The 23,865-nt window shown below is 56.2% G+C and carries 23 protein-coding genes, 1 tRNA gene, 1 pseudogene and 1 other annotated feature; of the genes and pseudogenes, 11 read left to right on the top strand and 14 right to left on the bottom strand.

Annotated elements, in window-relative coordinates; translation table 11 throughout:
- Positions 1-43 precede the first annotated feature (43 nt).
- The 12 genes and pseudogenes from WMO20_RS12375 to WMO20_RS12320 form a co-directional block, all read right to left on the bottom strand.
- On the bottom strand, positions 44-1,894 hold the full coding sequence (locus WMO20_RS12375; protein WP_173701325.1) for a recombinase family protein: 1,851 nt from the start codon (positions 1,892-1,894) through the stop codon (positions 44-46).
- Positions 1,895-1,949: 55 nt separating this feature from the next.
- A pseudogene (locus WMO20_RS12370) lies at positions 1,950-2,249 on the bottom strand (VirD4-like conjugal transfer protein, CD1115 family); the annotation flags it as partial.
- Entirely contained in the window at positions 2,246-2,704 is a 459-nt protein-coding gene (locus tag WMO20_RS12365; RefSeq protein ID WP_349187044.1) for a PcfB family protein, read from the bottom strand. The pseudogene WMO20_RS12370 and the gene WMO20_RS12365, both read right to left, overlap by 4 nt.
- A 29-nt stretch (positions 2,705-2,733) precedes the next feature.
- The gene (locus WMO20_RS12360) at positions 2,734-3,180 is read right to left on the bottom strand and encodes a DUF3846 domain-containing protein (RefSeq protein WP_349187043.1); all 447 of its coding nucleotides are present in this window, start codon (positions 3,178-3,180) and stop codon (positions 2,734-2,736) included.
- The gene (locus tag WMO20_RS12355; protein ID WP_149794183.1) at positions 3,104-3,304 is read right to left on the bottom strand and encodes a hypothetical protein; all 201 of its coding nucleotides are present in this window, start codon (positions 3,302-3,304) and stop codon (positions 3,104-3,106) included. Before WMO20_RS12355 ends, WMO20_RS12360 begins: the two co-directional genes overlap by 77 nt.
- Before the next feature lie 291 nt (positions 3,305-3,595).
- A complete protein-coding gene (locus WMO20_RS12350) occupies positions 3,596-4,066 on the bottom strand; it encodes a hypothetical protein (protein ID WP_349187042.1) in 471 nt (156 codons plus the stop codon).
- Positions 4,067-4,131: 65 nt separating this feature from the next.
- Positions 4,132-5,067, bottom strand: a complete 936-nt coding sequence (locus WMO20_RS12345) for a ParB/RepB/Spo0J family partition protein (RefSeq protein WP_349187041.1) — start codon at positions 5,065-5,067, stop codon at positions 4,132-4,134.
- Positions 5,024-5,857, bottom strand: a complete 834-nt coding sequence (locus tag WMO20_RS12340) for a ParA family protein (RefSeq protein ID WP_349187049.1) — start codon at positions 5,855-5,857, stop codon at positions 5,024-5,026. The genes WMO20_RS12345 and WMO20_RS12340 overlap by 44 nt, the downstream gene beginning before the upstream one ends.
- On the bottom strand, positions 5,857-6,753 hold the full coding sequence (locus tag WMO20_RS12335) for a replication initiator protein A (RefSeq protein WP_349187040.1): 897 nt from the start codon (positions 6,751-6,753) through the stop codon (positions 5,857-5,859). The genes WMO20_RS12340 and WMO20_RS12335 overlap by 1 nt, the downstream gene beginning before the upstream one ends.
- The gene (locus WMO20_RS12330; protein WP_005924919.1) at positions 6,716-6,970 is read right to left on the bottom strand and encodes a hypothetical protein; all 255 of its coding nucleotides are present in this window, start codon (positions 6,968-6,970) and stop codon (positions 6,716-6,718) included. The genes WMO20_RS12335 and WMO20_RS12330 overlap by 38 nt, the downstream gene beginning before the upstream one ends.
- Positions 6,967-7,227 (bottom strand): hypothetical protein, encoded by a 261-nt coding sequence (locus tag WMO20_RS12325; protein ID WP_005945283.1) that lies wholly within the window; start codon positions 7,225-7,227, stop codon positions 6,967-6,969. The genes WMO20_RS12330 and WMO20_RS12325 overlap by 4 nt, the downstream gene beginning before the upstream one ends.
- Before the next feature lie 397 nt (positions 7,228-7,624).
- Positions 7,625-7,698: transfer RNA gene (locus WMO20_RS12320), tRNA-Arg, on the bottom strand.
- 407 nt (positions 7,699-8,105) lie between these two features.
- Between WMO20_RS12320 and WMO20_RS12315 the strand changes: the two genes are divergently transcribed.
- The gene (locus WMO20_RS12315) at positions 8,106-9,503 is read left to right on the top strand and encodes a TrkH family potassium uptake protein (RefSeq protein ID WP_349187039.1); all 1,398 of its coding nucleotides are present in this window, start codon (positions 8,106-8,108) and stop codon (positions 9,501-9,503) included.
- 172 nt (positions 9,504-9,675) lie between these two features.
- On the opposite strand, the gene hflX is transcribed toward WMO20_RS12315, so the two are convergent.
- Positions 9,676-10,941, bottom strand: a complete 1,266-nt coding sequence (gene hflX / locus WMO20_RS12310; RefSeq protein ID WP_349187038.1) for a GTPase HflX — start codon at positions 10,939-10,941, stop codon at positions 9,676-9,678.
- The gene (locus WMO20_RS12305; RefSeq protein WP_349187037.1) at positions 10,938-11,546 is read right to left on the bottom strand and encodes a GNAT family N-acetyltransferase; all 609 of its coding nucleotides are present in this window, start codon (positions 11,544-11,546) and stop codon (positions 10,938-10,940) included. Before WMO20_RS12305 ends, hflX begins: the two co-directional genes overlap by 4 nt.
- Positions 11,547-11,859: 313 nt before the next feature.
- Between WMO20_RS12305 and WMO20_RS12300 the strand changes: the two genes are divergently transcribed.
- The 10 genes from WMO20_RS12300 (at position 11,860) to WMO20_RS12255 (ending at position 23,528) form a co-directional block, all read left to right on the top strand.
- The gene (locus WMO20_RS12300; protein WP_349187036.1) at positions 11,860-13,644 is read left to right on the top strand and encodes a bifunctional homocysteine S-methyltransferase/methylenetetrahydrofolate reductase; all 1,785 of its coding nucleotides are present in this window, start codon (positions 11,860-11,862) and stop codon (positions 13,642-13,644) included.
- A gap of 22 nt (positions 13,645-13,666) precedes the next feature.
- Positions 13,667-14,632: a glycosyltransferase family 2 protein gene (locus WMO20_RS12295; protein WP_349187035.1), complete on the top strand. Its 966-nt coding sequence runs from the start codon at positions 13,667-13,669 to the stop codon at positions 14,630-14,632.
- A gap of 19 nt (positions 14,633-14,651) precedes the next feature.
- Complete coding sequence (locus WMO20_RS12290) at positions 14,652-16,181, top strand: oligosaccharide flippase family protein (protein ID WP_349187034.1); 1,530 nt, start codon at positions 14,652-14,654, stop codon at positions 16,179-16,181.
- On the top strand, positions 16,178-17,164 hold the full coding sequence (locus WMO20_RS12285) for a glycosyltransferase family 2 protein (RefSeq protein ID WP_349187033.1): 987 nt from the start codon (positions 16,178-16,180) through the stop codon (positions 17,162-17,164). The genes WMO20_RS12290 and WMO20_RS12285 overlap by 4 nt, the downstream gene beginning before the upstream one ends.
- Before the next feature lie 35 nt (positions 17,165-17,199).
- Positions 17,200-17,429 (top strand) — a binding site (T-box leader).
- A 58-nt stretch (positions 17,430-17,487) separates the two neighbouring features.
- Positions 17,488-20,193 (top strand): valine--tRNA ligase, encoded by a 2,706-nt coding sequence (locus WMO20_RS12280; RefSeq protein WP_349187032.1) that lies wholly within the window; start codon positions 17,488-17,490, stop codon positions 20,191-20,193.
- A gap of 4 nt (positions 20,194-20,197) precedes the next feature.
- Complete coding sequence (locus WMO20_RS12275; RefSeq protein ID WP_112091849.1) at positions 20,198-20,710, top strand: VanZ family protein; 513 nt, start codon at positions 20,198-20,200, stop codon at positions 20,708-20,710.
- The gene (locus tag WMO20_RS12270; RefSeq protein WP_349187031.1) at positions 20,707-21,972 is read left to right on the top strand and encodes a folylpolyglutamate synthase/dihydrofolate synthase family protein; all 1,266 of its coding nucleotides are present in this window, start codon (positions 20,707-20,709) and stop codon (positions 21,970-21,972) included. The genes WMO20_RS12275 and WMO20_RS12270 overlap by 4 nt, the downstream gene beginning before the upstream one ends.
- A 99-nt stretch (positions 21,973-22,071) precedes the next feature.
- The gene (locus WMO20_RS12265) at positions 22,072-22,395 is read left to right on the top strand and encodes an anti-sigma factor antagonist (RefSeq protein WP_316540825.1); all 324 of its coding nucleotides are present in this window, start codon (positions 22,072-22,074) and stop codon (positions 22,393-22,395) included.
- The gene (spoIIAB, locus tag WMO20_RS12260) at positions 22,392-22,832 is read left to right on the top strand and encodes an anti-sigma F factor (RefSeq protein ID WP_005925208.1); all 441 of its coding nucleotides are present in this window, start codon (positions 22,392-22,394) and stop codon (positions 22,830-22,832) included. Before WMO20_RS12265 ends, spoIIAB begins: the two co-directional genes overlap by 4 nt.
- A 21-nt stretch (positions 22,833-22,853) precedes the next feature.
- Positions 22,854-23,528 (top strand): sigma-70 family RNA polymerase sigma factor, encoded by a 675-nt coding sequence (locus tag WMO20_RS12255; RefSeq protein WP_112091852.1) that lies wholly within the window; start codon positions 22,854-22,856, stop codon positions 23,526-23,528.
- Positions 23,529-23,865: the final 337 nt, after the last annotated feature.

Here is a 23,865-nt window from a genome sequence, read left to right as displayed (position 1 = left end):
CCCGTAGTTCGGAAAATCCCTCTCTGATGTTGGCTATTCTGTTTTATGGTGCGGACAGTGCAGCGGCAGCCTGCGCCTTTTTCTTCGCCCGATATTCCCGCGCTTTGATACGGTCATACTCCCGTTGCTTTTCAAGATTTCTCGCCCGGTATTCTCTTGAATAGTTGCGGTGGTAGGCTCGGCTTTTTTCCTTTCTTGCTTCTTCAATTTCCTCACGCATTTGCCGGATTTCCTGCTCTGTCGGCTCTGCAAGCTGTGTCAGTTCATTTTCAAATCTGCCGATATGGTTAAAGTATATCCCGATATGCTGAATAGCCTGTTTTGCCCTTTTCTTGTCGCGTTCATGCACTTCAATCCGGCTGATAAACTCGTTGAGGACAGTCGGGGTAAGGTCGGTAAAGTCAGCGTAACGGTCTATCAGCTTTACAAACTTCTGCGCCCGTCCTCCCGCGTTTTCAAAAGCGGATAGCTGCTCCCTAAGCTGTTCAAGCTCCGCTTTCAGTGAGTAGTATTCTTCGGAATACTTCTGCGACATCTGCTCATAGCGGTCTTGTGGGATAGTACCCAGCACGTTGTCCTCATAAAGTTTATTCAGCACCTTGTCAATCTGTTCAAGGCGCGTCGTGATTTGCGGGATACGCTTCTGTTGTTTCTTTACTTTGTCAGTCTGCTGCATGGCAAGGCTCTTTTTCACTAAGGCTTCAAACTCTGCCCGGTTGCTGATAGAGTATTCCGCGATTTTTTTCAGCACATCTGCGACGGTCTGCATAAGCAGATCCGCGTCCATGATGTGCGGAGAGCTGCACTTGGGATTTTTGGCTTTTCCCTTGTGGTACTCGCTGCAATAGGCAACATGGCGCTTGCCGCCGTTCCTGTAATCTATGCGGATGTGCATTTTTGCGCCGCAGTCTTTACAGAAAAGCAAGCCTGACAGAGGGTGGATTTCTCCGTCCCCGTTGGGGCGTTTGACAGGTGCGTTTTCCAAAATCCGCTGCACATTTTCAAAGTCGGTGCGGTCGATAATCGGCTCATGCACATTTTCTGTGATGTGCCACTGGCTTCTGTCTACATAGTGGTTTCTCTTATCTCGGAAATGCTTTGCGGTCTTGAAGTTGACTACATCGCCGCAATACTCTTGCCGCGTGAGGATATGGGTCAGCGTGGCTTTGTTCCACTTGTAGCGGTTATTCTCATTGAGCGTTTTATTTTTACAAGTCCCCCGCCCCCGGTCTTTCATGTAGAATGTAGGGGTCGGGATTTGCTCCTGTGTCAGATATACGGCGATTTGGTTTCGGTTTTTCCCGTCCAAAAACAGACGGAAAATAAGGCGTACAACCTCGGCGGCTTCCTTGTCGATTATCCAAAAGTCCTTGTTGTCCGGGTCTTTGATATAGCCGTAAGGGGCTTCGGTGGCAACCGGCTTTCCGCTCATGCCTTTGGTCTTAATGCCCGTTTTCACTTTTTTGCTGATGTCCTTTGCGTACCACTCCGACATGATATTGATAAAAGGGGCAAACTCTAATGTGTCAGGGTTTTCGCTGTCTATGCCGTTGTTGACTGCGATAAAGCGTACATTGTTCCGTCTGAAAATCTCCATAGCGTTGCCGACTTGGAGATAGTCGCGCCCCCAGCGGGTAAGGTCTTTCATAATGCAGACACCGATTTTGCCGCTTTCCACATCTTCAATCATGCGGGAATAAGCAGAACGGTCAAAGAACCTGCCGCTTTCGTCGTCGTCAATGTAGTGCCGGATATTGGTTAGGTGCTGTCCTTTGGCGTAGTTCTCCAAAAAGATTTTTTGGTTCTGTATGCTGTTGCTCTCGCCGCCGTCCCTGTCCTCGTCGCCTACGGAAAGGCGGGAGTAAAGGGCTGTGATTTTATTGTAATTGCTCATGTGCATATCCCTCCTGCGTCTATAAAGGTGTTGTTTACAGTTAAGATTATGCACTCCACCGCGCAGAGCCGTACTCCATGCCATGCCGGTACTTTTTGGCGTTTTTACCTTTCAGGTACACCGCCAGCCGCATTCCAGCGCCGCAGCACAGACCAATGAACAAGTCAAATGGGTGCAGGCTGGGCAGCGGATTTGAAAATGCAGCCGGGAGCGTATCCATCAGCGATACGATTTTGTCGCCCAGTTCCTTGCCCACGGCTAGACGCCACGCCTCGCCCAGATTGGTGGCCAGCAAGCCAATTACCACATAGGGCAGATAGAGCGCCAGCAGCTTGGAAAGCTTCTTTTTGCTCATAGGCCACGCTCCTCCTGCTTGTGCCGCACTTTGTCCGGCAGATTTGCGATAGTCTGTGCCAGATCGTGCAGCTTTGCCAGCACGGAAGGACGCTTGGTTTTATCCAGCACCGATGCCGAATATTCCTTGAACGCTGCGCTCAAGGCATCCGTGTCCTGTGCCTTGAAGTAGACCAGATACCGGGGCGGCTTGCAGGACAGGTCTTTCTGGATGGAGTAGTCGATGTGATACCGCTTGGCATAACGGTCAAAGTCCTTGATGCCAGTTTTCTGGATCTCCACATTGGTTACGCCATGGTTCTGCCGCACCAGCCGCTTCATGGACTGCTTGCCCTGCGAAGCGTGCTTGTCGTACTGCCGCAGTAGAAACTGCATCCCGCGCAACAGGGTGCGGGCGGACAGTTTTGTGGTCGAGATGGCAAGGTTGACCGTCTTATGCTCGATTTCTTCCTGCATCGTTACCACCTCCTGTGCAGAAAATCGTCTTAGCGGTCATGTTCCACCGGGGGCTTGTTTACGGCCTTTTCTGCGTCATTCTGAACCGATTCATCCGGCACCGGAATGACCATCAGGCGATGCCCCAGAGGGAGAAAGGCTTCGGGTTGATGGAATTCTTCTTCATACTTCTGAGCAAGCTCCGGAGAGAGCGACACAAAATCTTCCTCTCCCAGCCCCACCACCAGAAAGGTTCCGGCAATAACATCGTACATCAGCCCGTCCTCGTCCCACAGGGCACGGTTCAGCGGCAGACCCATGAGCTTGCCATCATCGTTGTAGACGATGGCGACCGGATCTTCAAAAGGGTAGCTTGCGCCGATGGAGCCGCCCACCGCCTGCTGCAAGGCTTTCAGGTCGTTATCGATCTCGACCTGCTGTGGATACTGTCCCGGTGCAATTTTCAGCACCGACAGAGTGTTCTCGTTCTGCTCCATTATCTTCCTCCTCGAATTTGATAGTGATTTCCTGCCCAGCACGGACGGCGTTCAACAGAGCTGCCACAAAGAAGCCGAAAAAGGCACCAGCTTCAAAAATGATAAACGAATAAATATAATTCATAGCGAACCTCCTGCATTGACTGAACTGTGAGAAGAATCCTCTCAGGGAGGACGGGGAGCGCAAGACGCGGTGACGGTATGCTTAGTGGAAACATTGGCATGAGTATGCGGTGCGGCATCGGTAGAAAAATAGTCGTACAGAGCATCCCGCAGAGAATGGAAGCAACGAGCATGGTAGTCGTGCAGACGGAGAACCAGAATCTTCAAAACATCAACGGCGGAACAGTAAAAGTCCTCCGTGACTTCTGCGAAACTCTCATAGCAGGTCATTTCGGTGTCCATGCTGCACCTCTCAGTCAATGCAGATGCAGACCATCTTCTCGCGTCCAGCCATCAGAGGAACACTGTTCTCGGCCAGATAGCACTGGATCAGATACAGATCACTGGTGGTAAGGGCAACAAAGCTGCCATTGGTGTCGTAGCGGACAAAGACAACGGCACCGGACAGATACCGCTTGCCAGCCAGTGTGATGACCTGACGAGGGTTGTAACAGAGAGCCAGCGGCACATTGTCGCTGATGCTGTAGCAGGAATCTGCTTCATCGAAGCAAGGCAGGTAACTGCGAACGTTCGCCAGCGGAGTGATAGTCAGTTCAATCTCCGGGGCAATCACAGCGGCGTAAACTTCATCATCGCCGAGCTGCCGCTCCAGCACATCGCTCATCTTGTTAAAGAAGTCGGTCACGGCAGTGTCCATGTGGTTGACCTTCTGGTTCATGGCTTCGATGGTCTTTGCGGTCTTGAGATCAATGGTAGTGTTCATAGTATTTTTCTCCTAATTTTTGCAAAAAAGAAAGACCCGGTCGGGTCTTACGTTCAAAAGGTGTATCAGCGTTCATTCTGCCGCTGCTGTTTACGCTGCCACTGATCCAGCAGCTTGATGATGGTGTCCTCCATCTGTTTCGGGGTGTAGCTGCGCGGGAAATATTTCCGCAGGGTGTCGTTTTTGATGACAACCTTGTCCAGTTCGTCCTTTTTCTCTTCTCCCATGACCGCAAAGGCAACGTCATACGAGAAGTGCCCTTCCTGCGCCAGCTTTTTAAGCCGCTGCGCTTGGGAAAGGGACGGTGCATTCTGGGTGTCGTTCATCGCTTCTAAAAAATCCCGCTGTTGGCTTTCGTCCAGATAGGACAATTCCACAGCGGGATTGAAGGCAATTTTCTTTTCGTCTACCATGTCCAGCAGTTCAGGGATGAGGCTGGTCAGACGGATAAACCTTTGGACATTTCGAGCGTTGTCACCTGATTCATCAGCGACAATATCTCGCGCTTTTGCACCAATTAACTTGTGGCCAAATTGGCCACAAGTTAAATCTGACCTAGCACCTTGATTTTTTAGAGCCTCCAGCTTCATTTTGTAGGCAAACGCCCTCTCGCTGGGCAAGATGTTCTCACGTTGGAGATTGCTATCCACCATGAGCAAAACTGCGGCATCATCATCCATGTTGCGGACAATGACCGGCAGGGTGTCCAGCCCAGCAAGCTGTGCAGCGTGCTGACGGCGGTGCCCGGAGATGATCTCGTAGCCACCTTCCGGGCGTGGACGTGCAATCAGCGGAGAAAGCACGCCGTACTGTTCTACGCTTTCCACCGTGCGCTGCATGGACTCGTCGTCCAAAACCTTAAAGGGGTGGTTCTTGAAAGGGAACAGCTCTCCAATGGGGATCTGCTGCACCTGCTCCCGTTGTTGTTCCTGCCGGGATTCCTCGGTGGAGAAAATGTCATCTGCCCCTTTCAGCGACACGTTTAAGCTGCCTTTCGGCATTCGCCATCACCTCCTCGGTCAGAGATTTATAGGCTTCTGCCACCTTGCCTTTGGGGTCATGCTGGAAAATGCTTTTGCCCACGGCACTGATCTCCGCAGCACGGACAGATCTAGGAATGGCCTGGTCGAACACCTCGATCTTACTGCCGTAGGCACCTCGAATCAGGTTGTCGATCTGCTGCCCATAGTTGGTGCGGCTATCTGTCATAGTCAGCAGGATGCCCTCGATTTTCAGTTTCGGGTTGATCTGCCGTCGGACCTTCTGCACGGTCTGCAAAAGCTGTTCCAAGCCTTTCGCAGACAGGTACTGCGCCTGCACCGGAATCAGGGTGGTGTCCGCCGCTGCCAGTGCATTGACGGTCAGCATCCCAAGGGAAGGGGTGCAATCCAGCAGAATAAAATCGTATTCGTGCTTTGCACCTTCCAGCACCTGTTTCAGCATCTTTTCCCGGTTCATGCAGTTGACAAGGGAAACTTCCAGCCCTGCCAGTTCAATGTTTGCCGGAATCAGGTCAACGCCCTCTGCATGGTGCAGGATGCCTTCACCGGGCGGAATGCTCTGATCGTTCATGGCTTTTGCCATCAGGGTGGAAAGGGTAGTGGGCAGTTCATCGGGCTGTTGCCAGCCCATGCTGATGGTCAAGCTGCCCTGCGGGTCAGCGTCCACCAACAGGACTTTTTTGCCCTCCATCGCCAGCCCGATGCCCAGATTTTCACAGGTCGTGGTCTTGCCGGTGCCGCCTTTCTGGTTGACGATGGCAATCGTAGTTGCTTTCTTTGAAATTTTTATCACCCCCGCATCGCTAAGTCGTGATTAGTTTGGTTCTGGTAGGAAAGCTGCATCGTGGTGGGTGCGTTGTACAGAGAAGCGAGCAGGTATTGCTTCATGTTTCGGATCGGGCTGCTGTTCTCTGCAAGGCACTTCAGCACAAAGCGAATATGGTCGGCGTTCAGCTTCATAAACCGGCTGCGTACCACCTCGGCGGGCTTGTCGTCCCCGGCAATGTGCAGCAGCTTGCGATTAGTGGCACAGGTGTCCACCAGCAAATCTACGATCTGATAGATGGTGTCCTCATCATCCGGGCAGAGCCGGAGCAGAAGGTCTACCTCCAAAGCCTGAGAAAAATATTCTTCCAGTTGTTCACGTTCGCTCATCCAGTCGTTTTCATCGGAAGAGATAGGATCAGTATCGCTTATCTCTGTATTATTTCTCTCAGTCTTATTACATCGTAGTTTGGCCGGGTCTTGAAGCGTATTCTGGACGACTACAGAATCGTCATTATCACGATTCAGAAAGCGTAGTTTTGACGATTCTGACGAAAAATTCTTCACATAGATGAGATCGGGCTTGCCCAGCCCCCTCCGTTTGCGTTCAATCAGGCCGTACTCTTCAAGTTCTCGCAGCAGCTTGGTCGCCTTTTTATCGGCACAGCCCAGTGAATCCTGCACTTCCTGCACGGTATAGATGATGAACACCCGCCCAGCCTTGTCCAACCAGCCGTTCCGTGCTGACAGGCTCATGCGATCGAGCAGGATGCCGTACAGCGTTTTGGCATCTGTGGAAAGCGGTTGAAAGCGGCTATCCTGAAACAACAGCTTGGGAATTCGGTAGAAGGAGAACAGCTCGCTGGACTGCCCATAGAAGTAATCAAGGTCTGCGGTTCTTGTCGGCTTTCTTTCGGGCATAGAGAATATCCCATTTTTCAGGTGTGGAACGGAATACATTGACCTGCTTCTTATAAGGGCAGTGGGCATACAGGCAGGTGCGGAACTTGAAATCGGGTCGATAGTACGGACACAGCTTGCAACTGTCCGGGGCACGGTCAGAACCTTCGCCAGCGGCGATCACATGGTGCATGGAGTGCTGGACATGGCGCAGGGCTTCGTTTCGCTTGTGGCTCACTTGGCATCACCTCGTTTCTCCAGCGGTGCCATCAGGTCTTTGTAGCAGGGAACCAGCACACAGGGCTTTGCCCGCTTGTAGGGGCACCCTTCGCACTTGCTGGGGCCTTTGGGCGGCTCGATCAGGTAGTAGCAGTTCTCTTTGCCGAGAACGCAGCCCTTCTTTCGATTCTTCCAGAAGAAGCAGTGCCGGCAATCTGCCGGGCGGGAAGCATGGTAGCGGATACCGTCCATCGTGACGGTCAGAACTTTTTTCATCAGTAAACCCTCCTTTGATGGATTCGGGAAGTTCAGCCCGAAAACAAAAAAGCGCGTTCCTCTTTCTGTTCCGAGAGAACAGCGAGTGAACGCGCTATGTATGGAGAAAAGTGTTTTGCACGGTTTTGGGCAGGAATGTGGAAAATAGATTTACACAAATTATCTTGTATTTACATGGATTTACAGGAAAGCGGCTACCAATATTAGCAGAGAGCCGGAAAGCAGAGTTCAAAAGGTGCTTTATGGGGCTTCATTAGCTGGAAACCCGATTTTATTAGCTGGAACCGAAAATTCTGCTAATGGCATTAGCTGGCTAATTTTGGTGATAGGTTCAAAATGAAAAATGCGAAGATCGTCTTTCACATGGAAAAATGACCTTCGCATTTTCATAAAGGGATACCCCAGACAGGATTCGAACCTGCGGTCTCCTCCTTAGGAGGGAGGCGCTTTATCCAGCTAAGCTACTGAGGCATATTATGTATTATCGTTGATTTTTTGAAATTCAACGCGCTTGGAAACGAATATGCAGAATGATTTTCACACCGAAGTGACCGACTGCGTTGCAACCGGAACGGTGTTAAACTTGTTGCATCAAAATTTGTTGAGAAAACCGTGATTCTCGGTTTTGCTTTTGAATAGAGCAATCACTTCTGCACCCAAGGTATCAGGTTGACCGAATTCTTAGGAGGCGGACGCTCTATCCAGCTGAGCTACGGAGACAGGAGCCTGCATCCTTGGGGGCACAGGACAGCCGCCCAAAATACAGTACCATATTATAATACCGCAACCGGGGTGTAAAATCAAGTTGAACCTGCGGGCAAAATGGTGTATGCTATAAAGGAATGCAAAGCGGCTGTGTGCTGCGCAGGGAGGATGCTATGGAAAAAATGAAAAATATCCGCAAAAAGCTGCGGCATCAGAGGTCGCTCCGGTGGAAAAAGCTGGGACTGAGCACCCCGACCCAGATCATCTGCGTCAGCTTTATCATCGTGATTGCGCTGGGCACGCTGCTGCTCACCCTGCCCATTTCCAGCAGGCACGGACGGCTGGATGTGCTCAATGCCATGTTCACAGCCACCAGTGCCACCTGCGTCACCGGTCTGGTGGTGCGGGATACATGGACGCAGTTCACGTGGTTCGGGCAGGCGGTGGTGCTGCTGCTCATTCAGGTGGGCGGCCTTGGCCTTGTTACCCTTACCAGCTTTTTTGCGCTGGCCATGCGCCGGCGCATGGGCTTCCGGGACCTGCGCTTACTGGGCGAGAGCGTCTCGGCAGACGGCTACGATCAGGCCAAAAACGTGCTGAAGATCGTTGTGGGGCTGGCGGCGATGTTTGAAGGCATCGGCATTCTGCTGCTGATGTTCGCCTTTGTGCCGCAGTTCGGGCCGGAAGGTGTCTGGATCAGCGTGTTCACCGCCATTTCGGCCTTCTGCAATGCGGGCTTTGACCTGTTCGGACGGTTCGGGGCGTACTCCTCGCTGGTGCCTTATGTCAACAACTACTATGTGCAGGCAGTGATCATATTCATGATCATCTCCGGCGGTCTGGGCTTTATGGTCTGGGTGGAACTGTGCCAGTGGTACAAAAAACGCCGCCTGTCCCTGCACGCCAAGGTGGTGCTGTCCTTCTCGCTGATCCTGTGGCTGGGCGGTGCGCTGGGGCTGGGACTGATGGAGTGGAACAACCCCGCCACGCTGGGCGGGCTGTCGGTTCCCGGCAAGGTGATGGCTTCGCTGTTCCAGTCGGTATCCACCCGTACCGCCGGCATGAACACCGTGGACTTGGCTTCCTGCGGTACCTTGAGCAAGCTGCTGATGAGCGTGCTGCAATTCATCGGCGCAGCGCCCGGCTCTACCGGAGGCGGTGTGAAGGTGACCACCTTCGCGGTCATCATCCTGACCATCCGCAGCGTGGCGCAGGGGCGCGACGACTGCGTGATCGCGGACCATCATATCGAGTCTAAGACGGTCTACCGTGCGCTGACCATTATCGTGCTGGGCGCGGCGGCAGCAATCGGCTCGGCTATCGTGGTGTACTACAACACCTCGGACGCGGTGTCGGTGGTGGATGCCATCTTCGAGTCCTGCTCGGCCTTTGGCACGGTGGGACTTTCCGTAGGTGTGACCAGCCAGCTGAATAACGGGGCAAAGATCCTGTATATGCTGGTCATGTTCATGGGTCGTGTAGGCCCGGTGGCCTTTGCCATGAGCCTGACCGCCAAACCGGACGACAACAAGCGCAAGATCATGCCGGTGGGGCATATCAATGTTGGTTAAATGAAAAAACAGGCGGCTGCACAGCACTTTGCGCAGCCGCCTGTTTTATCGCAAGACAAGAAATTAGTGCAACATTCAAACAGCATATTTGCGATATGCAATTCAACGCTGTTGCTGTTGCATTAAAAAGTTGAATTGCTATAATGTGAGATGATCAGCAACTGCCTGCCGCTCAGACCAGATAACCCTCAAAGCAGTGCAGATCCTCGGTCTTGACGATACCTTCCAGATACAGCCCATTCTCCCGGTATTCCTCTGCCTGCACGCTGCCGCGCTCCCGCATGGGGGCGGCAAGTCCCAGCTTGTCGTAGGGCAGCAGCACCCGGATGGTGTGCACCCGGTCGCTGAGCACCTCGTCCAGCTTTTGCAGCAGCTTGTCCAGCCCGTAGCCGGTCTTGGCGCTGGTCAGCAGGATATCGGAGTCAAAGCTCAGGGTGTTGGGCTTGTCGCACTTGTTGTACACGGTCAGGCGGGGAATGTCGGCACAGTCCAGCCCGTCCAGCACCTCATCGGTCACAGACAGCTGCTCCTCGCGCTGCTCGTCCCCGGCATCTGCCACTCGGACGATCACATCCGACCATGCGGCTTCCTCCAAGGTGGATTTGAAGGCTTCCACCAGATTGTGGGGCAGGCGGGACACAAAACCTACCGTGTCCACCAGCAGCACCGCCATGCCGCTGGGCAGCACCAGTTTGCGGCTGGTGGGGTCCAGTGTGGCAAACAACATATCGGCTTCGGCTACGCTGGGGCCGCACAGGGCGTTCATCAGGCTGGATTTTCCCACGTTGGTGTAGCCCACAAGGCTTACCACCGGCATTCCGGTCTTGGCGCGAGCCTTGCGGCTCTCGCCCCGGCGCTTTTCCATCTCAGCCAGCTTTTCAGCCAGCGCGTCAATACGGGCGTGCACATGACGACGATCCAGCTCCAGCTTGGTCTCACCGGCACCGCGGCGGGCACCGCCGCCGCCGCCACCGCCGCCGCCCTGACGGCTCAGCGCTTCGCCCATGCCCTGCAGGCGGGGCAGACGGTAGCGCAGCAGCGCCAGCTCGGTCTGCAGCTTGCCCTCGTTGGTCACGGCGCGGCTGCGGAAAATTTCCAAAATCAGCATGGTGCGGTCGATGACCTCCAAGCCGCCCAGCGCATTGGAGATGTTGCGGATCTGGCTGCCGGTCAGCTCGCCGTCAAACACAGCGCATTCCGCGCCCAGCGTCTGGGCGGCAAGGGAAGCTTCCTCCAGCTTGCCGCTGCCCAGCACGATGCCGGTCTCCGGGGTCTGGCGTTTCTGGGTGATCTGTGCCACGGCTTCCATGTGGTTGGCCTCGCACAGGGCAGAAAGCTCTGCCAGACTGCGCTCACAGTCCCACAGCCCCTGATCCAGTGCCAGCAGCACTACCTTTGTGGGAGGGGTCTCGGTCAAAATATCATAAAGCTCGCTCAAAGTAAGTCCTTTCTGTTATTATAGCGTTCTTTTGTCAGAAGGTAGCACCGGCATTCCACCGGTGTGCCGTCAAATTTGTGGTAAACATCGTTGTGGTGGTACACAAAACCAGCCTTTTCCATCACCCGGCCGCTGGCGGGGTTCTGCACCGCGTGGCAGCAGGTGAGGAAGGCACCGCCCACCTGTCTGAACCAGAAATCCACCACAACTTGCAGCGCTTCGGTGGTAAAGCCTTTGCCCCACCACTTCTGCCCGATGCAGTAGCCCGGCTCCCAGATGCCGCCGGAGAGTTCCAGCCCCGGCCATTTGGTCTTTTGCTGCGGCTCACCCAGCAGGGCGTTGTACACGGAGAGGGAGCCGAACACCTGTCCGGTGGCCTTTTCCACTATGGCCCACTGGTAATAATCCGGGTTCGGATACAGCTCTGCCCACGCCGAAAGCAGTTCCCGGGTCTCGGCAGGGCTTTTGTGCGGTTCCCAGCGCAAAAACCGGGTCACAGCCGGGTCGTTTGCCCAGTTTTCGTACATCTGCAGGGCATCCTGCGACAGCAGGCGGCGCAGCAGCAGACGGTCAGTTTCCAGCTCAAGTGTGCCGGTGTGGCGCATGATCCATCCTCTCCCTTTTATAAAAACTTATTCCTTGGGTGTATCTGAAAAGTCGAAAATTTAGTCTATTTCTACAAACACAGCCGGATTTTGCGTTAAACAGCCTTGAAATCCACAAAGGATTCCTGCGGCTATTTGCCTTAAATCCCGCTTGTGTTTGCGAAATATTCGTCATTTTCTTTGTTTTCAGATACACCTTAAGATAGCACAAAAACAGCCGCGCCGCAAGATAAATCAGGAAAACCGCTTGACCGGATGAGTGAACTACGATAAACTGAAAGATGAAATCTTTTATAGGAAAGGGAAAGTACCGATGTTAGATGTGCGCAAACTGTTAGCCCAGCGTCCGCTGCTGTTCGATGGCGGCATGGGTACCTATTATAAAGCAAAGCCGGGGCAGGAGTGTGAACAGGCAAACCTGACCGACCCGGATGGCATTCTGGCGGTGCACCGGGCGTATCTTGCCGCCGGAGCGGACGCCATCAAGACCAATACCTTCAGCCTGCCGCGTCTGGCGGCGGCACAGCAGCCGGGCTGGGAGAAGCTGGCGGATGCAGGCTGGCAGCTGGCAGCAAAGGCTGCCGGGGAGACCGGTGCGGCAGTGTTTGCTGACCTTGGCCCCGCACCGGACACCGAGAACCTCCCGGCGGAGCAGGTGTATCTTGCTGTGGCAAAGCGCTTTGCACTGCTGGGCGCGAGAAATTTCCTGTTCGAGACCCTGAGCACCGAGGAAGGTGTGCTGGAAGCGATTCGTGCGCTGAAGCAGACCGTGCCGGAGGCCTTTGTACTGGTATCCTTTGCGGTGCTGCCGGACGGCTACACCCGCGAGGGCCGTTACTGCGCCGAACTGGTGCGCCGCATGGCACAGAGCGGCGTGGTGGATGCCGTAGGTCTGAACTGCGTGTCTGCCCCGGGCGCGATGCGGGCACTGGTGCAGCAGCTGGGAGATGCGGGACTGCCACTTTCGGTCATGCCCAATGCGGGCTACCCGGTGGTGGCGCGGGCACAGGTGCGCTATCAGGGCAAGCCGGCGTATTTTGCCCGGGAACTGAGCCGCCTTGCCGCCGAGGGCGTGCGCATTCTGGGCGGCTGCTGCGGCACGACGCCGCAGCATATTGCTGCCCTGCGCACCGCGCTGGATGCTTTGCCGGAAGCGCTGCCCGCCGCCCCGGCGGCAAAGCCCGCTGCAGTAGCAAAGCCTGTAGTGGAAACGGACGATGCCTTCTTGCGCAAGCTGCGCACCGGACAGCGGGTCATCGCGGTGGAACTGGATTCCCCCAAGGACGCTGACCTGACCGCGTATCTCGAGGGTGCCCGCCGTCTGCAGGCCGCCGGTGCCGACCTGCTGACCATTGCAGACTGCCCCATTGCCCGGGCGCGGATGGATTCCTCGCTGGTAGCGTGCCGGGTGCACCGGGAGCTGGGTATGAACGTGCTGCCCCACATGACCTGCCGGGACCGCAACCTGAACGCCACCAAAGCACTGCTGCTGGGATTGTACGCCGAGGGTGTGCGGGAGGTGCTGGCCATTACCGGCGACCCCATCCCCACCGCAGAGCGGGACGAGGTGAAAAACGTGTACCAGTTCAACTCCCGCAAGCTGGCGCAGTATATCGTATCGCTGGCCGGGGAAGGGCGGGAGATGCCCAGCCCCATCACGGTGTTCGGTGCGCTGAACCTGAACGCCCGCAATTTTGAGGTGGAGCTGCGCCGCGCCGCAGAAAAGCTGGAAAACGGCATGAGCGGCTTTCTCACCCAGCCGCTGCTGTCGGCACAGGCAGTGGAAAACCTGAAAAAGACCCGCGAGACGCTGGGCGAGCGGGCAAAGATTCTGGCAGGCATCCTGCCGGTGGTCAGCCAGCGCAACGCTATCTTTATGGAAAACGAAGTCAACGGCATCCATGTGGACGAAGCCATCATCCAGAAGTTTGAAGGGCTGGACCGTACCGCAGGCGAGGAGCTGGGCTTGGAAGTCTCGGTGCAGGCCGCCAAGGCGGCTGCGCCCTATGCGGACGGCTTTTACCTGATGACCCCTTTTAACCGGGTAGCGCTGATGGAGCGGCTCATTGCCCGCCTGCGCACCGAGGTGACGGATTGAAAATAATAGGGAGGAACACACTGTGCCCTGCGAAAAACCATTGCTCAGCATCATCGTGCCGGTGTACGATGTGGAACGCTATCTGCCAAAATGTATTGATTCCATTCTGGCGCAGACCTTTACGGACTTTGAGCTGATCCTTGTGGAGGACGGTTCGCCGGACGGTTGCCCTGCGCTGTGTGATGCCGCCGCCGCGAAGGATGCCCGCATCCGGGTGATCCACCAGAAAAACGGGGGATTATCTGCCGCCCGCAACGCCGGGCTGGACGCAGCAAGGGGCGCATGGATCGGCTTTGTGGACTCAGATGACTACATTGCGCCGGAAATGTATGAAGTGCTGTACCAAGCCGTGCAAAGCACCGGGGCAGACCTTGCCCTGTGTGATTACGCCGAGGTGGACGAGACGGGAGCGCCATGTCAGTCGATGCACGTCCGTCTTGAAAAAAAGGTCTTTGCCGGGCAGGATTTACTGAAAAATGCTACGGATTCGATGATCCAGCCTGCGTGGAACAAGCTGTACCGCCGTGCCATCTTTGCACAGCTGCGCTACCCGGAGGGCAAGCTGAACGAGGATCTGTTCCTGATTCCGGAGGTCTGTTTGCAGATCCAAAAGGCCGTGGTGGTGCCAAAAGCACTGTATTATTATGTGCAGCGCGGCGGCAGCATTATGAGCGGCAATAAAACGCTGCGCCATTTTGATGCTGCCGAGGCAGCACAGCGGTATTGGGAATGTCTTGTGGAAAACGCTGCATACGATGCGCTGGCAAATGCGGCAAAGTTTACGATGGGCAGCGTGAGCCGGGTGTACCGGCAGCTGCCACCGGCACTGCGCAAGGCATCCCGCAGCCGGGAAATGCTGCGGATGCAGTTTGAGGTGGTCAGCCGCACCCGGCAGTACTGCAACGTTCCGGGCGGGCTTTGGCTGCAAAGCTGGCTGCTGTGGCGCTTACCGCAGACATATAGCCGGCTGCGGGGGTTCAAGGGCTGAGGAGAAAGAGAAAAAACGCATGAGAACACGCTATTCTATCATCAATATGCTGGTCAACATCGGCGGGCAGTTTTTGACGATGCTACTGTCCTTTATCGGCCGGATGGTTTTTATCCGCTGCCTTTCGGCAGCCTATCTGGGCGTCAACGGTCTGTTTACCGATGTGCTCAGCATCCTTAACTTCGCGGAGCTGGGCATCGGCACGGCCATGGTGTTCAGTATGTACGAGCCGGCCGCCCGGGATGACGAGCAGAAACTGGCGCGGCTGATGAACCTTTATAAGTGGATGTACCGGGCGGTGGCAGCTTCGGTGCTGCTGTTCGGGCTGGTGCTGCTGCCGTTTTTGCCGTACCTCATCAAGGATGGGGAAGGCATCGAGCATATCACCCTGATCTACATGATGTATGTGCTTTCCTCTGCCTGCTCTTACCTGCTGAACTATAAAAGCTCTATTTATCAGGCCTACCAGAAAAGCTATATCTGCACCGGGTGGACACTGGTATGCGAGTGCATCCGCACCGTCGTGCAGATCGTGGCGTTGCTGCTGACGGGCAACTTTATCCTGTACCTTGCCATCCAGCTTGTGGTGCAGTTCATACCCAACATCATCATCTCCCACATGGCGGATAAGGAGTTCCCTTACCTGAAGGAATGCCGGGAGCTGCCGGAAAAGGAGGAACGGAACGGCATCCTGAAAAACATCGGCGCAATGAGTATGCACAAGCTGGCCACCGTCATCGTGCGCAACACGGACAGCCTGCTGATGTCCTCCTTCATCGGTCTGGCGACGGTGGGTCTTTACTCCAATTACCGGTTGGTACTCAACGCGCTGAACAACCTGCTGAACAAGTTTGCCACGGCTTTTTCCGGCAGCGTGGGTAATTTTGCGGCGCTGGAAAACTCTGACCGGCTGTATCGGGTATATAAGGAGATGGACTTTCTCTTTTTTGTGCAGTCTGCCTATCTGACTGGCGGGCTGATGATGCTGTTCAATCCCTTGATCGAGCTGCTGTTTGGCAGGGAATACTGTTTCCCGATGACGACCGTGGCGATCATTGTGACAGAATTCTATATCTCGCGGATGCGGCAGACGAACCTGTTGTTCCGGGAGGTCATGGGTCTGTTCTGGAACGACCGCTATAAGGCTGTGGCGGAGTCCATCATCAATCTGGTGGTCTCTCTGGCGCTGGTGCAGCGGTACGGCGTGGTCGGCATTATCGGGGGTACCATCATCAGCAGCCTGTGCACCTGTGTCTGGGTGGAGCCCTATATCTTTTTGAAGTATGGCGTTCAGGATGCATGGCAGAAGAAGCTCCGGGTTTATTTTGCGGAGTACCTGAAGCGTGCAATGATCGTGGCGGCGGTCTCGGCGGCAGCCATGCTCTGGGTAAAGCGCTTTCCGGTGGGCAATTTCAGCGTTTTTGTTTTGGACGGACTGCTTTATACGGCGGTGTTTGCAGGAGTGATCGTATTGCTCTACCGGCGCAGCGTGGAGTACGAAGCGCTGAAGCGGCGTGGGTTGGAAATTTTAAAAAGGAGAGCCGGATGAATACAGAAAAAAGCCCCCTGATCTCGGTGATCGTACCGGTCTATAAGGTGGAAAAGTATCTGCCCGCGTGTCTGGACAGCCTGCTGGCGCAGACCTACCGGAATTTTGAGCTGATCGTTGTGAATGATGGCTCGCCGGACGACTGCTGGCAGATCATGCAGCGCTATGCGGCGCAGGATGCCCGGGTGCGCATTTTCAACAAAGAAAACGGTGGAGTGTCCTCGGCGCGCAATTTTGGGCTGGATGTGGCAAGGGGCGAATACATCGGCTTTGTGGATTCCGACGACCTTGTGCTGCCGCAGTATCTGGAATGGCTGTACGATGCCCTGTGCAGCTGCGGTACCCGGATGTCCATGTGCCGCTACCGCGGTATACAGGAAAACCAGTCCCTGTGGACAGTGACAGAATGCCCGGCACCGCAGAGGATCACGGCGGAAAATTATTCGTGGATGCGGGAATGGAGCGGCGGGCACTGCTGGCGGATGCTGACCCACCGGGAGATATTACGGGATATCCGCTTTGATCCGGCATTGCTTTATGGGGAGGATACCCTGTTTTTTGTGATGGAATTTCTCAAGGCTGGCAGTCTGGCGTTTTTGAACTGCCCGCTCTATGCCTATCTTGAACGACCAGATTCTGCCGTGCGGCAGAAGCCGAGCCTGCGCTTTTATACGGCGGCACTGGCATGGGAACGGGTCTGGCAGCTGGCAAAGGAGCAGCCGGACCCCTTCCGCAGTACTACGGATCAGCGCTGCATCATGTCCTGCGCCGAGGTGTATTTCCGGCTGGTCAACCAGCCGGAGCGGGACCCGGAAAAGGAAAAAACACTGCTGGAGCTGGCTTCCACGCACCGCCACGCTGCGTGGAAGATCCCGTCGGAGCACAAAAGCCAGAAGCTGCAGGCGCTGATGATGGGTTACTGCCCACATCTGGGCGCAAAGGTATGGAAGCTGGTGCGTTGGGTGAAAGGTTTGAAAAACTGATTGACAAATCCCACAAAAAACGCTATATTCTTTTTATAAATGCGTTGAAAAAGAGTGTGCATCGTCTGGGACCGCACAGAGAGCCGGGGGCAGCTGAAAACCCGGCGGGATACCGGCGGGGCACTGTCACTTTGGAGCAGAAGCGGTGAGCTGAGCCGGTAAGCCGCTTTCGGGTCTGCCCTACGTTACAGGGGCATCAAGGGGCGCGGAGTTTTCCGCGCAATTTGGGTGGTACCGCGGTCATGTATTTACAGCCGTCCCATGGAACGCTCCGTGGGGCGGCTTTTTGCGTCCCACTTCATCAAATTTTTTGGGAGGACACTATGAAAGAACTTGCAAAGCAGTACGATCCCAGTCAGGTGGAAGATCGTATCTACCAGTTCTGGCTGGATGGCGGCTACTTCCACACGAAGGCCGATCCGGACAAGAAACCTTACACCATCGTGATGCCGCCGCCGAACGTTACCGGTCAGCTGCACATGGGTCATGCGGTGGATAACACCATGCAGGATATCCTCATCCGTACCAAGCGGATGCAGGGCTATGCCGCCCTGTGGGTGCCCGGCACCGACCACGCTTCCATTGCTACCGAAGCCAAGGTGGTGGAGGCCATGCGCGCCGAGGGTCTGACCAAGGAAATGGTCGGCCGCGACGGTTTTCTGGAGCGCGCCTGGGCATGGAAGACCAAGTACGGCAACCGCATCGTCAGCCAGCTGAAGAAGCTGGGCAGCAGCTGCGACTGGGAGCGCGAGCGCTTTACCATGGACGAGGGCTGCTCTGAGGCTGTCAAGGAAGTGTTCGTGCATTTGTACGACAAGGGGCTGATCTACCGCGGCAACCGCATGGTCAACTGGTGTCCCCACTGCAACACCTCCATCTCCGACGCCGAGGTGGAGTACGAGGAGAAGGACGGCAGCTTCTGGCATCTGCTGTACCCGGTCAAGGAGACCGGCGAAATGCTGGAGCTGGCTACCACCCGCCCCGAGACTATGCTGGGCGATACTGCTGTGGCTATCAACGGCGAGGATCCCCGCTACGCCCATCTGCACGGCTGCCATGTGGTGCTGCCCCTGCTGAACAAGGAGATCCCCATCGTCTGTGATGAGCACGCCGATATGACCAAGGGCACCGGTGTCGTGAAGATCACCCCTGCCCACGACCCCAACGACTTTGAAGTTGGTCTGCGTCACGACCTGCCCATTGTGCGCGTGTTCACCTACGACGGCCACATGACCGGCGCTGCCGACAAGGCTGCAGCCGATGCCCTGTTTGCTGTCGGCAAAAACACCGTCAACGAGCCCCATGTGCTGGACTGCGGCAAGTACGCAGGTATGACCACGCTGGAAGCCCGCAAGGCCATTCTGGCTGACCTGAAGGAGGGCGGCTTCCTGAAGGAGATCGAGCCGCTCAAGCACGAGGTGGGCACCTGCTACCGCTGCCACTCCACCATTGAGCCCATGGTCTCCAAGCAGTGGTTCGTCAAGATGGAGCCGCTGGCAAAGCCCGCCATCGAGAGCGTGGAGAAAGGCGAGATCAAGTTTGTGCCCGAGCGCTTTACTAAGAACTATATGAACTGGATGAAGAACACCCGTGACTGGTGCATCAGCCGCCAGCTGTGGTGGGGTCATCAGATCCCGGCTTGGTACTGCGACGACTGCGGTGAGACCGTGGTGGCAAAGTCTGCTCCCTGCAGCTGCCCCAAGTGCGGCGGCGCAAAGCTGACGCAGGACCCCGACACGCTGGATACCTGGTTCTCTTCTGCCCTGTGGCCCTTCAGCACGCTGGGCTGGCCCAACGAGGACAGCGCCGACCTCAAGTATTTCTACCCCACCAATACGCTGGTCACCGGCTACGACATCATCGGCTTCTGGGTCAGCCGCATGATCTTCTCCGGTCTGGCCTACACCGGCAAGGCACCCTTTGACACCGTCTGCATCCACGGCATCGTCCGCGACAGTCAGGGCCGCAAGATGTCCAAGAGCCTTGGCAACGGCATCGACCCGCTGGAAGTCATTGCCCAGTACGGCGCAGACGCCCTGCGCTTTATGCTGGTGGATGGCTCTACCCCGGGCAACGATATGCGCTATATCGAAAAGAAGGTGGAGGCTGCCCGCAACTTTGCCAATAAGCTGTGGAACGCCACCCGTTTTGTGCTGATGAACCTGCCCGAGGACTTTGAGCCGGGTCTGCCCAGCGAGGAGCTGCTGGACATGAGCGACAAGTGGGTGCTGACCAAGCTGAATCAGGTGGCCGGTGCTATGACCGACAATCTGGAGCACTACGAGATGGGTCTGGCTGCTGCCAAGATCAACAGCTTTATCTGGGATGTCTACTGCGACTGGTTCATCGAGATCGCAAAGCCCCGCCTGAACTCCGGCGACGCACAGCAGGCAGATACAGCCCGCCGTGTGCTGGTGTATGTGCTGGATAAGGCGCTCAAGCTGCTGCACCCCTTCATGCCCTTCATCACTGAGGAACTGTATCAGGCGCTGCCCGGCTCTGCCGAGACCATCATGACGCAGGCTTGGCCCACCTTTGACGCCGCTCACAACTGGGCAGCCGAGGAGGAAGCTTTTGAAAAGGTGATGGATTATATCAAGGCTGTGCGTACCATGCGCACCGAGATGAACGTGCACCCCGCCAAAAAGACCAGCATGATCATCGAGACTGTCGATGCAGCCCCCTTCCAGAACGCACAGGTCTATCTGGCTAAGTTCGCCTTTGCCACCGATGTGACCTTTACCGAAAAGTATGAGGGCAGCACAGACGGCATGGTGCAGGTGTCTACCCATGCTGCCCGCGGCTTTATCCCCATGATGGAGCTGATCGACCGCGAGAAGGAGCTGGCACGCCTGAACAAGGAAAAGGCCAAGGCTGAAAAGGAAATGGCTATGTTTGGCAACCAGCTGAACAACCCCAAGTTCGTGGAGCGTGCCCCGGCGGCTCTGGTGGAGGAAATCCGCGCAAAGTTCGCCAAGAGCCAGGACAAGCTGGCCAACATTGAGCAGAGCATCAAGGCGCTGGGTTGAGACTGTGGAACGCTATAACGATACGGAGCGCACCTCGTTGTGGGTCATTGCGGGGCGGGTGATCTTTACCGCTGCACTGATTGCCTGCATCTGGTTCATCTTTTCCAACTCCATGGCGGTGGCAACAGTCTCCACCGGCTCCAGCGGCCGGGTGCTGGCATGGATGCGCATTATCCTGCGCCGCTTGGGTCATCCGGGACTGGCTGACCGCCTGACCATGCACATCGTGCGCAAGCTGGCACACTTTTGCGAGTATATGCTGGAGGGCTTTCTACTCATGCTCTGTATGCGGGTGTACAGCCGCCACCCGCTGCGGCATATCACCGTGCCCATGCTGGGCGGTGTGCTGACAGCGCTGACCGATGAGACCATTCAGCTCTTCTCGGAGGGGCGCAGCAGTCAGGTCACCGATGTGTGGCTGGATTCTGCCGGTGTTCTGGCAGGCATCCTTGTCGCCATCGTGCTGCTGCTGGCCTGCGAGGGGCTGTATTATCACATGAAAAGGAGACACGAATGACCATCCAACAGGCAAATCAGTATTTTGCAGCTCTGCCGGACGGCTTTGCCGACCCGGAACAGCTGGGCGCGCTGCTGCCCGCCTCGGTGCAGCACGTGCAGTTTGTGGGCGTGGCAGGCACTGCCGGTAAAACGGCGGTGGCGCGCCTGCTGACGGCCATCCTGCACGCGCAGGGCATTCGTGCCGGTGTCTATCATGCTGGGTGCGAGCCCCTTGCGGCCCGTATCCAGGTGGCAGGCAAGCCGGTGGACGAGACACTGCTGTGCCGCGCCGCCGATGCTCTTGCCGCCCATGAGGAACTGCCTATGCAGGCGGCGGAGCTTGCCGCCGCTGCGTACTGCTTTGGCGAAGCCGGCTGCACGCTGGCGGTGGTGGAGTTGCCGGACGCGGGTCTGGCTGCGGCACTGCCCCAAATGCCGGTGTGTGCTGTCACAGCGGTGGGGCCGGACGGCGTGAGCCGCTCGGTGGAGCGTCTGGCTGCGCTGGCAGGTGGCGTGATGCGCAAGGACAGCATCTGCGTCACCGCGCCGGAACAGCCCAAGGCGGTGCTCAGTGAGCTGATTGTTGCTGCGGGCAAGTGCGGCTGTGAGCTGGTAGTGCCCGACCCGGAGGATATCACCTTTTTGGAAGCAGAACAGTTCGCCAGCCGGGTGGACTACGGCGGCTATACGGTGCCGCTGGCCTTTCTGGGGCGTCACGCCGCAGGCAACGCCGCCATGGCGGTGGAGCTGGCACTGGCGCTCTGCCGCAAGGGGGCAGACATCTCCGATGAAGCGATTCTGGATGGCATTGCTGCCGTGGACAACCGCTGCAGCATCCGGGTGCTTTCTCAGCGCCCGCTGGTCATTCTGGATGCCTGCCGCACCCCGCAGCAGGCGGCTGCGCTGCTGCGCGTGCTGAACATGGCCAAGGTGCGCCACATGAGCGCCATCATCGGCCTGACCGAGGAGGAGGGTGCCGAAGCCTTCTTCTCCGCGCTGGAAACCGGCCTGAGCCCCGAGGAACAGAAAAAGGATAAATCCACCATGCCCGGCATGAGCGAGAGTCCCTTTGATAAGGTGTATCTCGTCACGCCCGCCGGTGTGGAGGAGCAGCTGACCCGGCGTCTGACCGAGAAGGCAAAATATCACTTTGACGCTCAGCTCTGCACCAGTCTGGACGAAGCAGTGCAGCTGGCACACGCCAACACCCGCCGCGGATTACTGGTCTGCGGCAGCGAGGCGGCAGCGCTGGAAGCTGCCGAGCTGCTGGCAAAGGCATAAACCGCCGACAGCTTTTTCTAAAAAATAACCCGAAGATCCCGTACACTGAAGCTATGTGTACGGGATCTTTTATTTTGCAAAAAAGGAGATGGACAAGCAATGGCAACGGTGACCTTCAGCGCGGCAGGGGAGACCCTGTACGCCTATCTGGCGGGCGAGATCGACCACGATGCCGCCCAGAGCCTGCGGATGCAGCTGGACGATGCACTGGTCAGCCGCAGCCCGCGTACCTTGATCGTAGACCTTGGCGGGGTGGGGTTCATGGATTCCTCCGGCATCGGGCTTATTCTTGGGCGGCAGCGCTGCGCCCGCGTTCTGGGTACGAGCCTGCGGCTGCAGCACGCCCCCGCGCAGCTGCAAAAAGTCCTGCGGCTGGCAGGCATCCCTTGTACGGAGAACATAGAAAAGGAGAATGCGCAATGAAAGCAGAGAACAGTACCCGCATCCAGTTCGATTCCCTCAGCAGCAATGAGGCATACGCCCGCGGCGTCACGGCGGCCTTTCTGGCGCGGTACGACCCCACCGTGCCACAGCTTGCCGACCTGAAAACGGCAGTGTCCGAGGCGGTGACCAACTGCATCGTCCACGCCTACCCGGAGCGGATCGGGCCGGTGTGCATGACCATAGCGGTCTATCCAGACCGGGAGGTGCACATCACCATTACAGATAAGGGCATCGGCATCCCCAATGTGGAACAGGCCATGCAGCCCTTGTTCACCACCGGCAACCCGGAGGAACGCTCCGGTCTGGGCTTTGCAGTGATGCAAAGCTTTATGGACAGGGTCAAGGTCACCTCAAAGCCCGGCAAGGGAACAAAGGTGCTGCTGGTCAAGCGTCTGTCCCGGCGGGAGCCTACATAAAAAAGAAAGGCGGTCCGGTATATGGTAACGGATAAGACCCGGCGGGAAGCATTCATCACACAGAATCTGGGGCTGGTGCACGCCTGTGCGGGCAGATTCCGTGGGCGCGGCATGGAGTATGACGATCTATACAGCGCAGGGTGCGTGGGGCTGATCAAGGCCTACGATAATTTTGACGAGAGCCGGGGCGTGTGTTTTTCCACCTATGCCGTGCCGGTGATCCTTGGCGAGATCAAAAAGCTGTTTCGGGATGGAGGTACGGTCAAGGTGAGCCGCTCCCTGAAGGAGCTGGGAATGCGGGTGCAGGCAGCACGGGAGCATACCATGAAGCTGTGCGGCTCAGAGCCTACCTTGCAGCAGCTGGCAGAACAGCTGGATGAACCGATAGAGAATGTAGCCCTTGCCATACAGGCTGCGCAGCCCGCCATGAGCCTGACCCCGGAAAATGGCGAGGACGGGGACCGGCAGCTGGATATCCCGGTGGAATCCCCGGAGGAGGAACTGGCGGATAAGATCAGTCTGGCGGAGGTGATCGAAGCGCTGCCGGAGCAGGATAAGCAGCTGATACGCCTGCGCTTTTATGGCAACCGCACCCAGAGCGAGACTGCAAAAGCACTGCACACGACTCAGGTGCAGATCTCCCGGCGGGAACGCAAGATCCTGATCCGGCTGCGCACCCGGCTTTTGGAGGAATAAGGGAGGAAGTGTCTATAATAAATGTAAAAAACTGGGCAAAAAGTCAAAAGAATGATTTTGGTGTAAAAAATGTAAAAAAGTGCTTGCTTTTTGAAGGATGCTGTGCTAAAATACATTACTGTCAGGTGGACGTCCGACAGAATGAAACACTTCAAAATGAACGTCAAATAGAAAGATTCGACAGAATCGAAAATGAAACTCAAAAATCTTTCAAAAAAGTGCTTGACAACTTATCACGAAAGTGATAAAATAACTAAGCTGTCAGCCGCAAGGCTGCGGCGCACAGGACCTTGAAAATTGAACAATATCGAAAGAACTTGTAACGGAACCTATATTC

The organism is Faecalibacterium intestinale (assembly GCF_040096575.1).
In the GTDB taxonomy this organism is placed as follows: Bacteria; Bacillota; Clostridia; order Oscillospirales; family Ruminococcaceae; genus Faecalibacterium; species Faecalibacterium intestinale.
The sequence above is the reverse complement of the archived record's forward strand: the minus strand, read 5'-3'. Positions and strand labels throughout refer to the sequence as shown.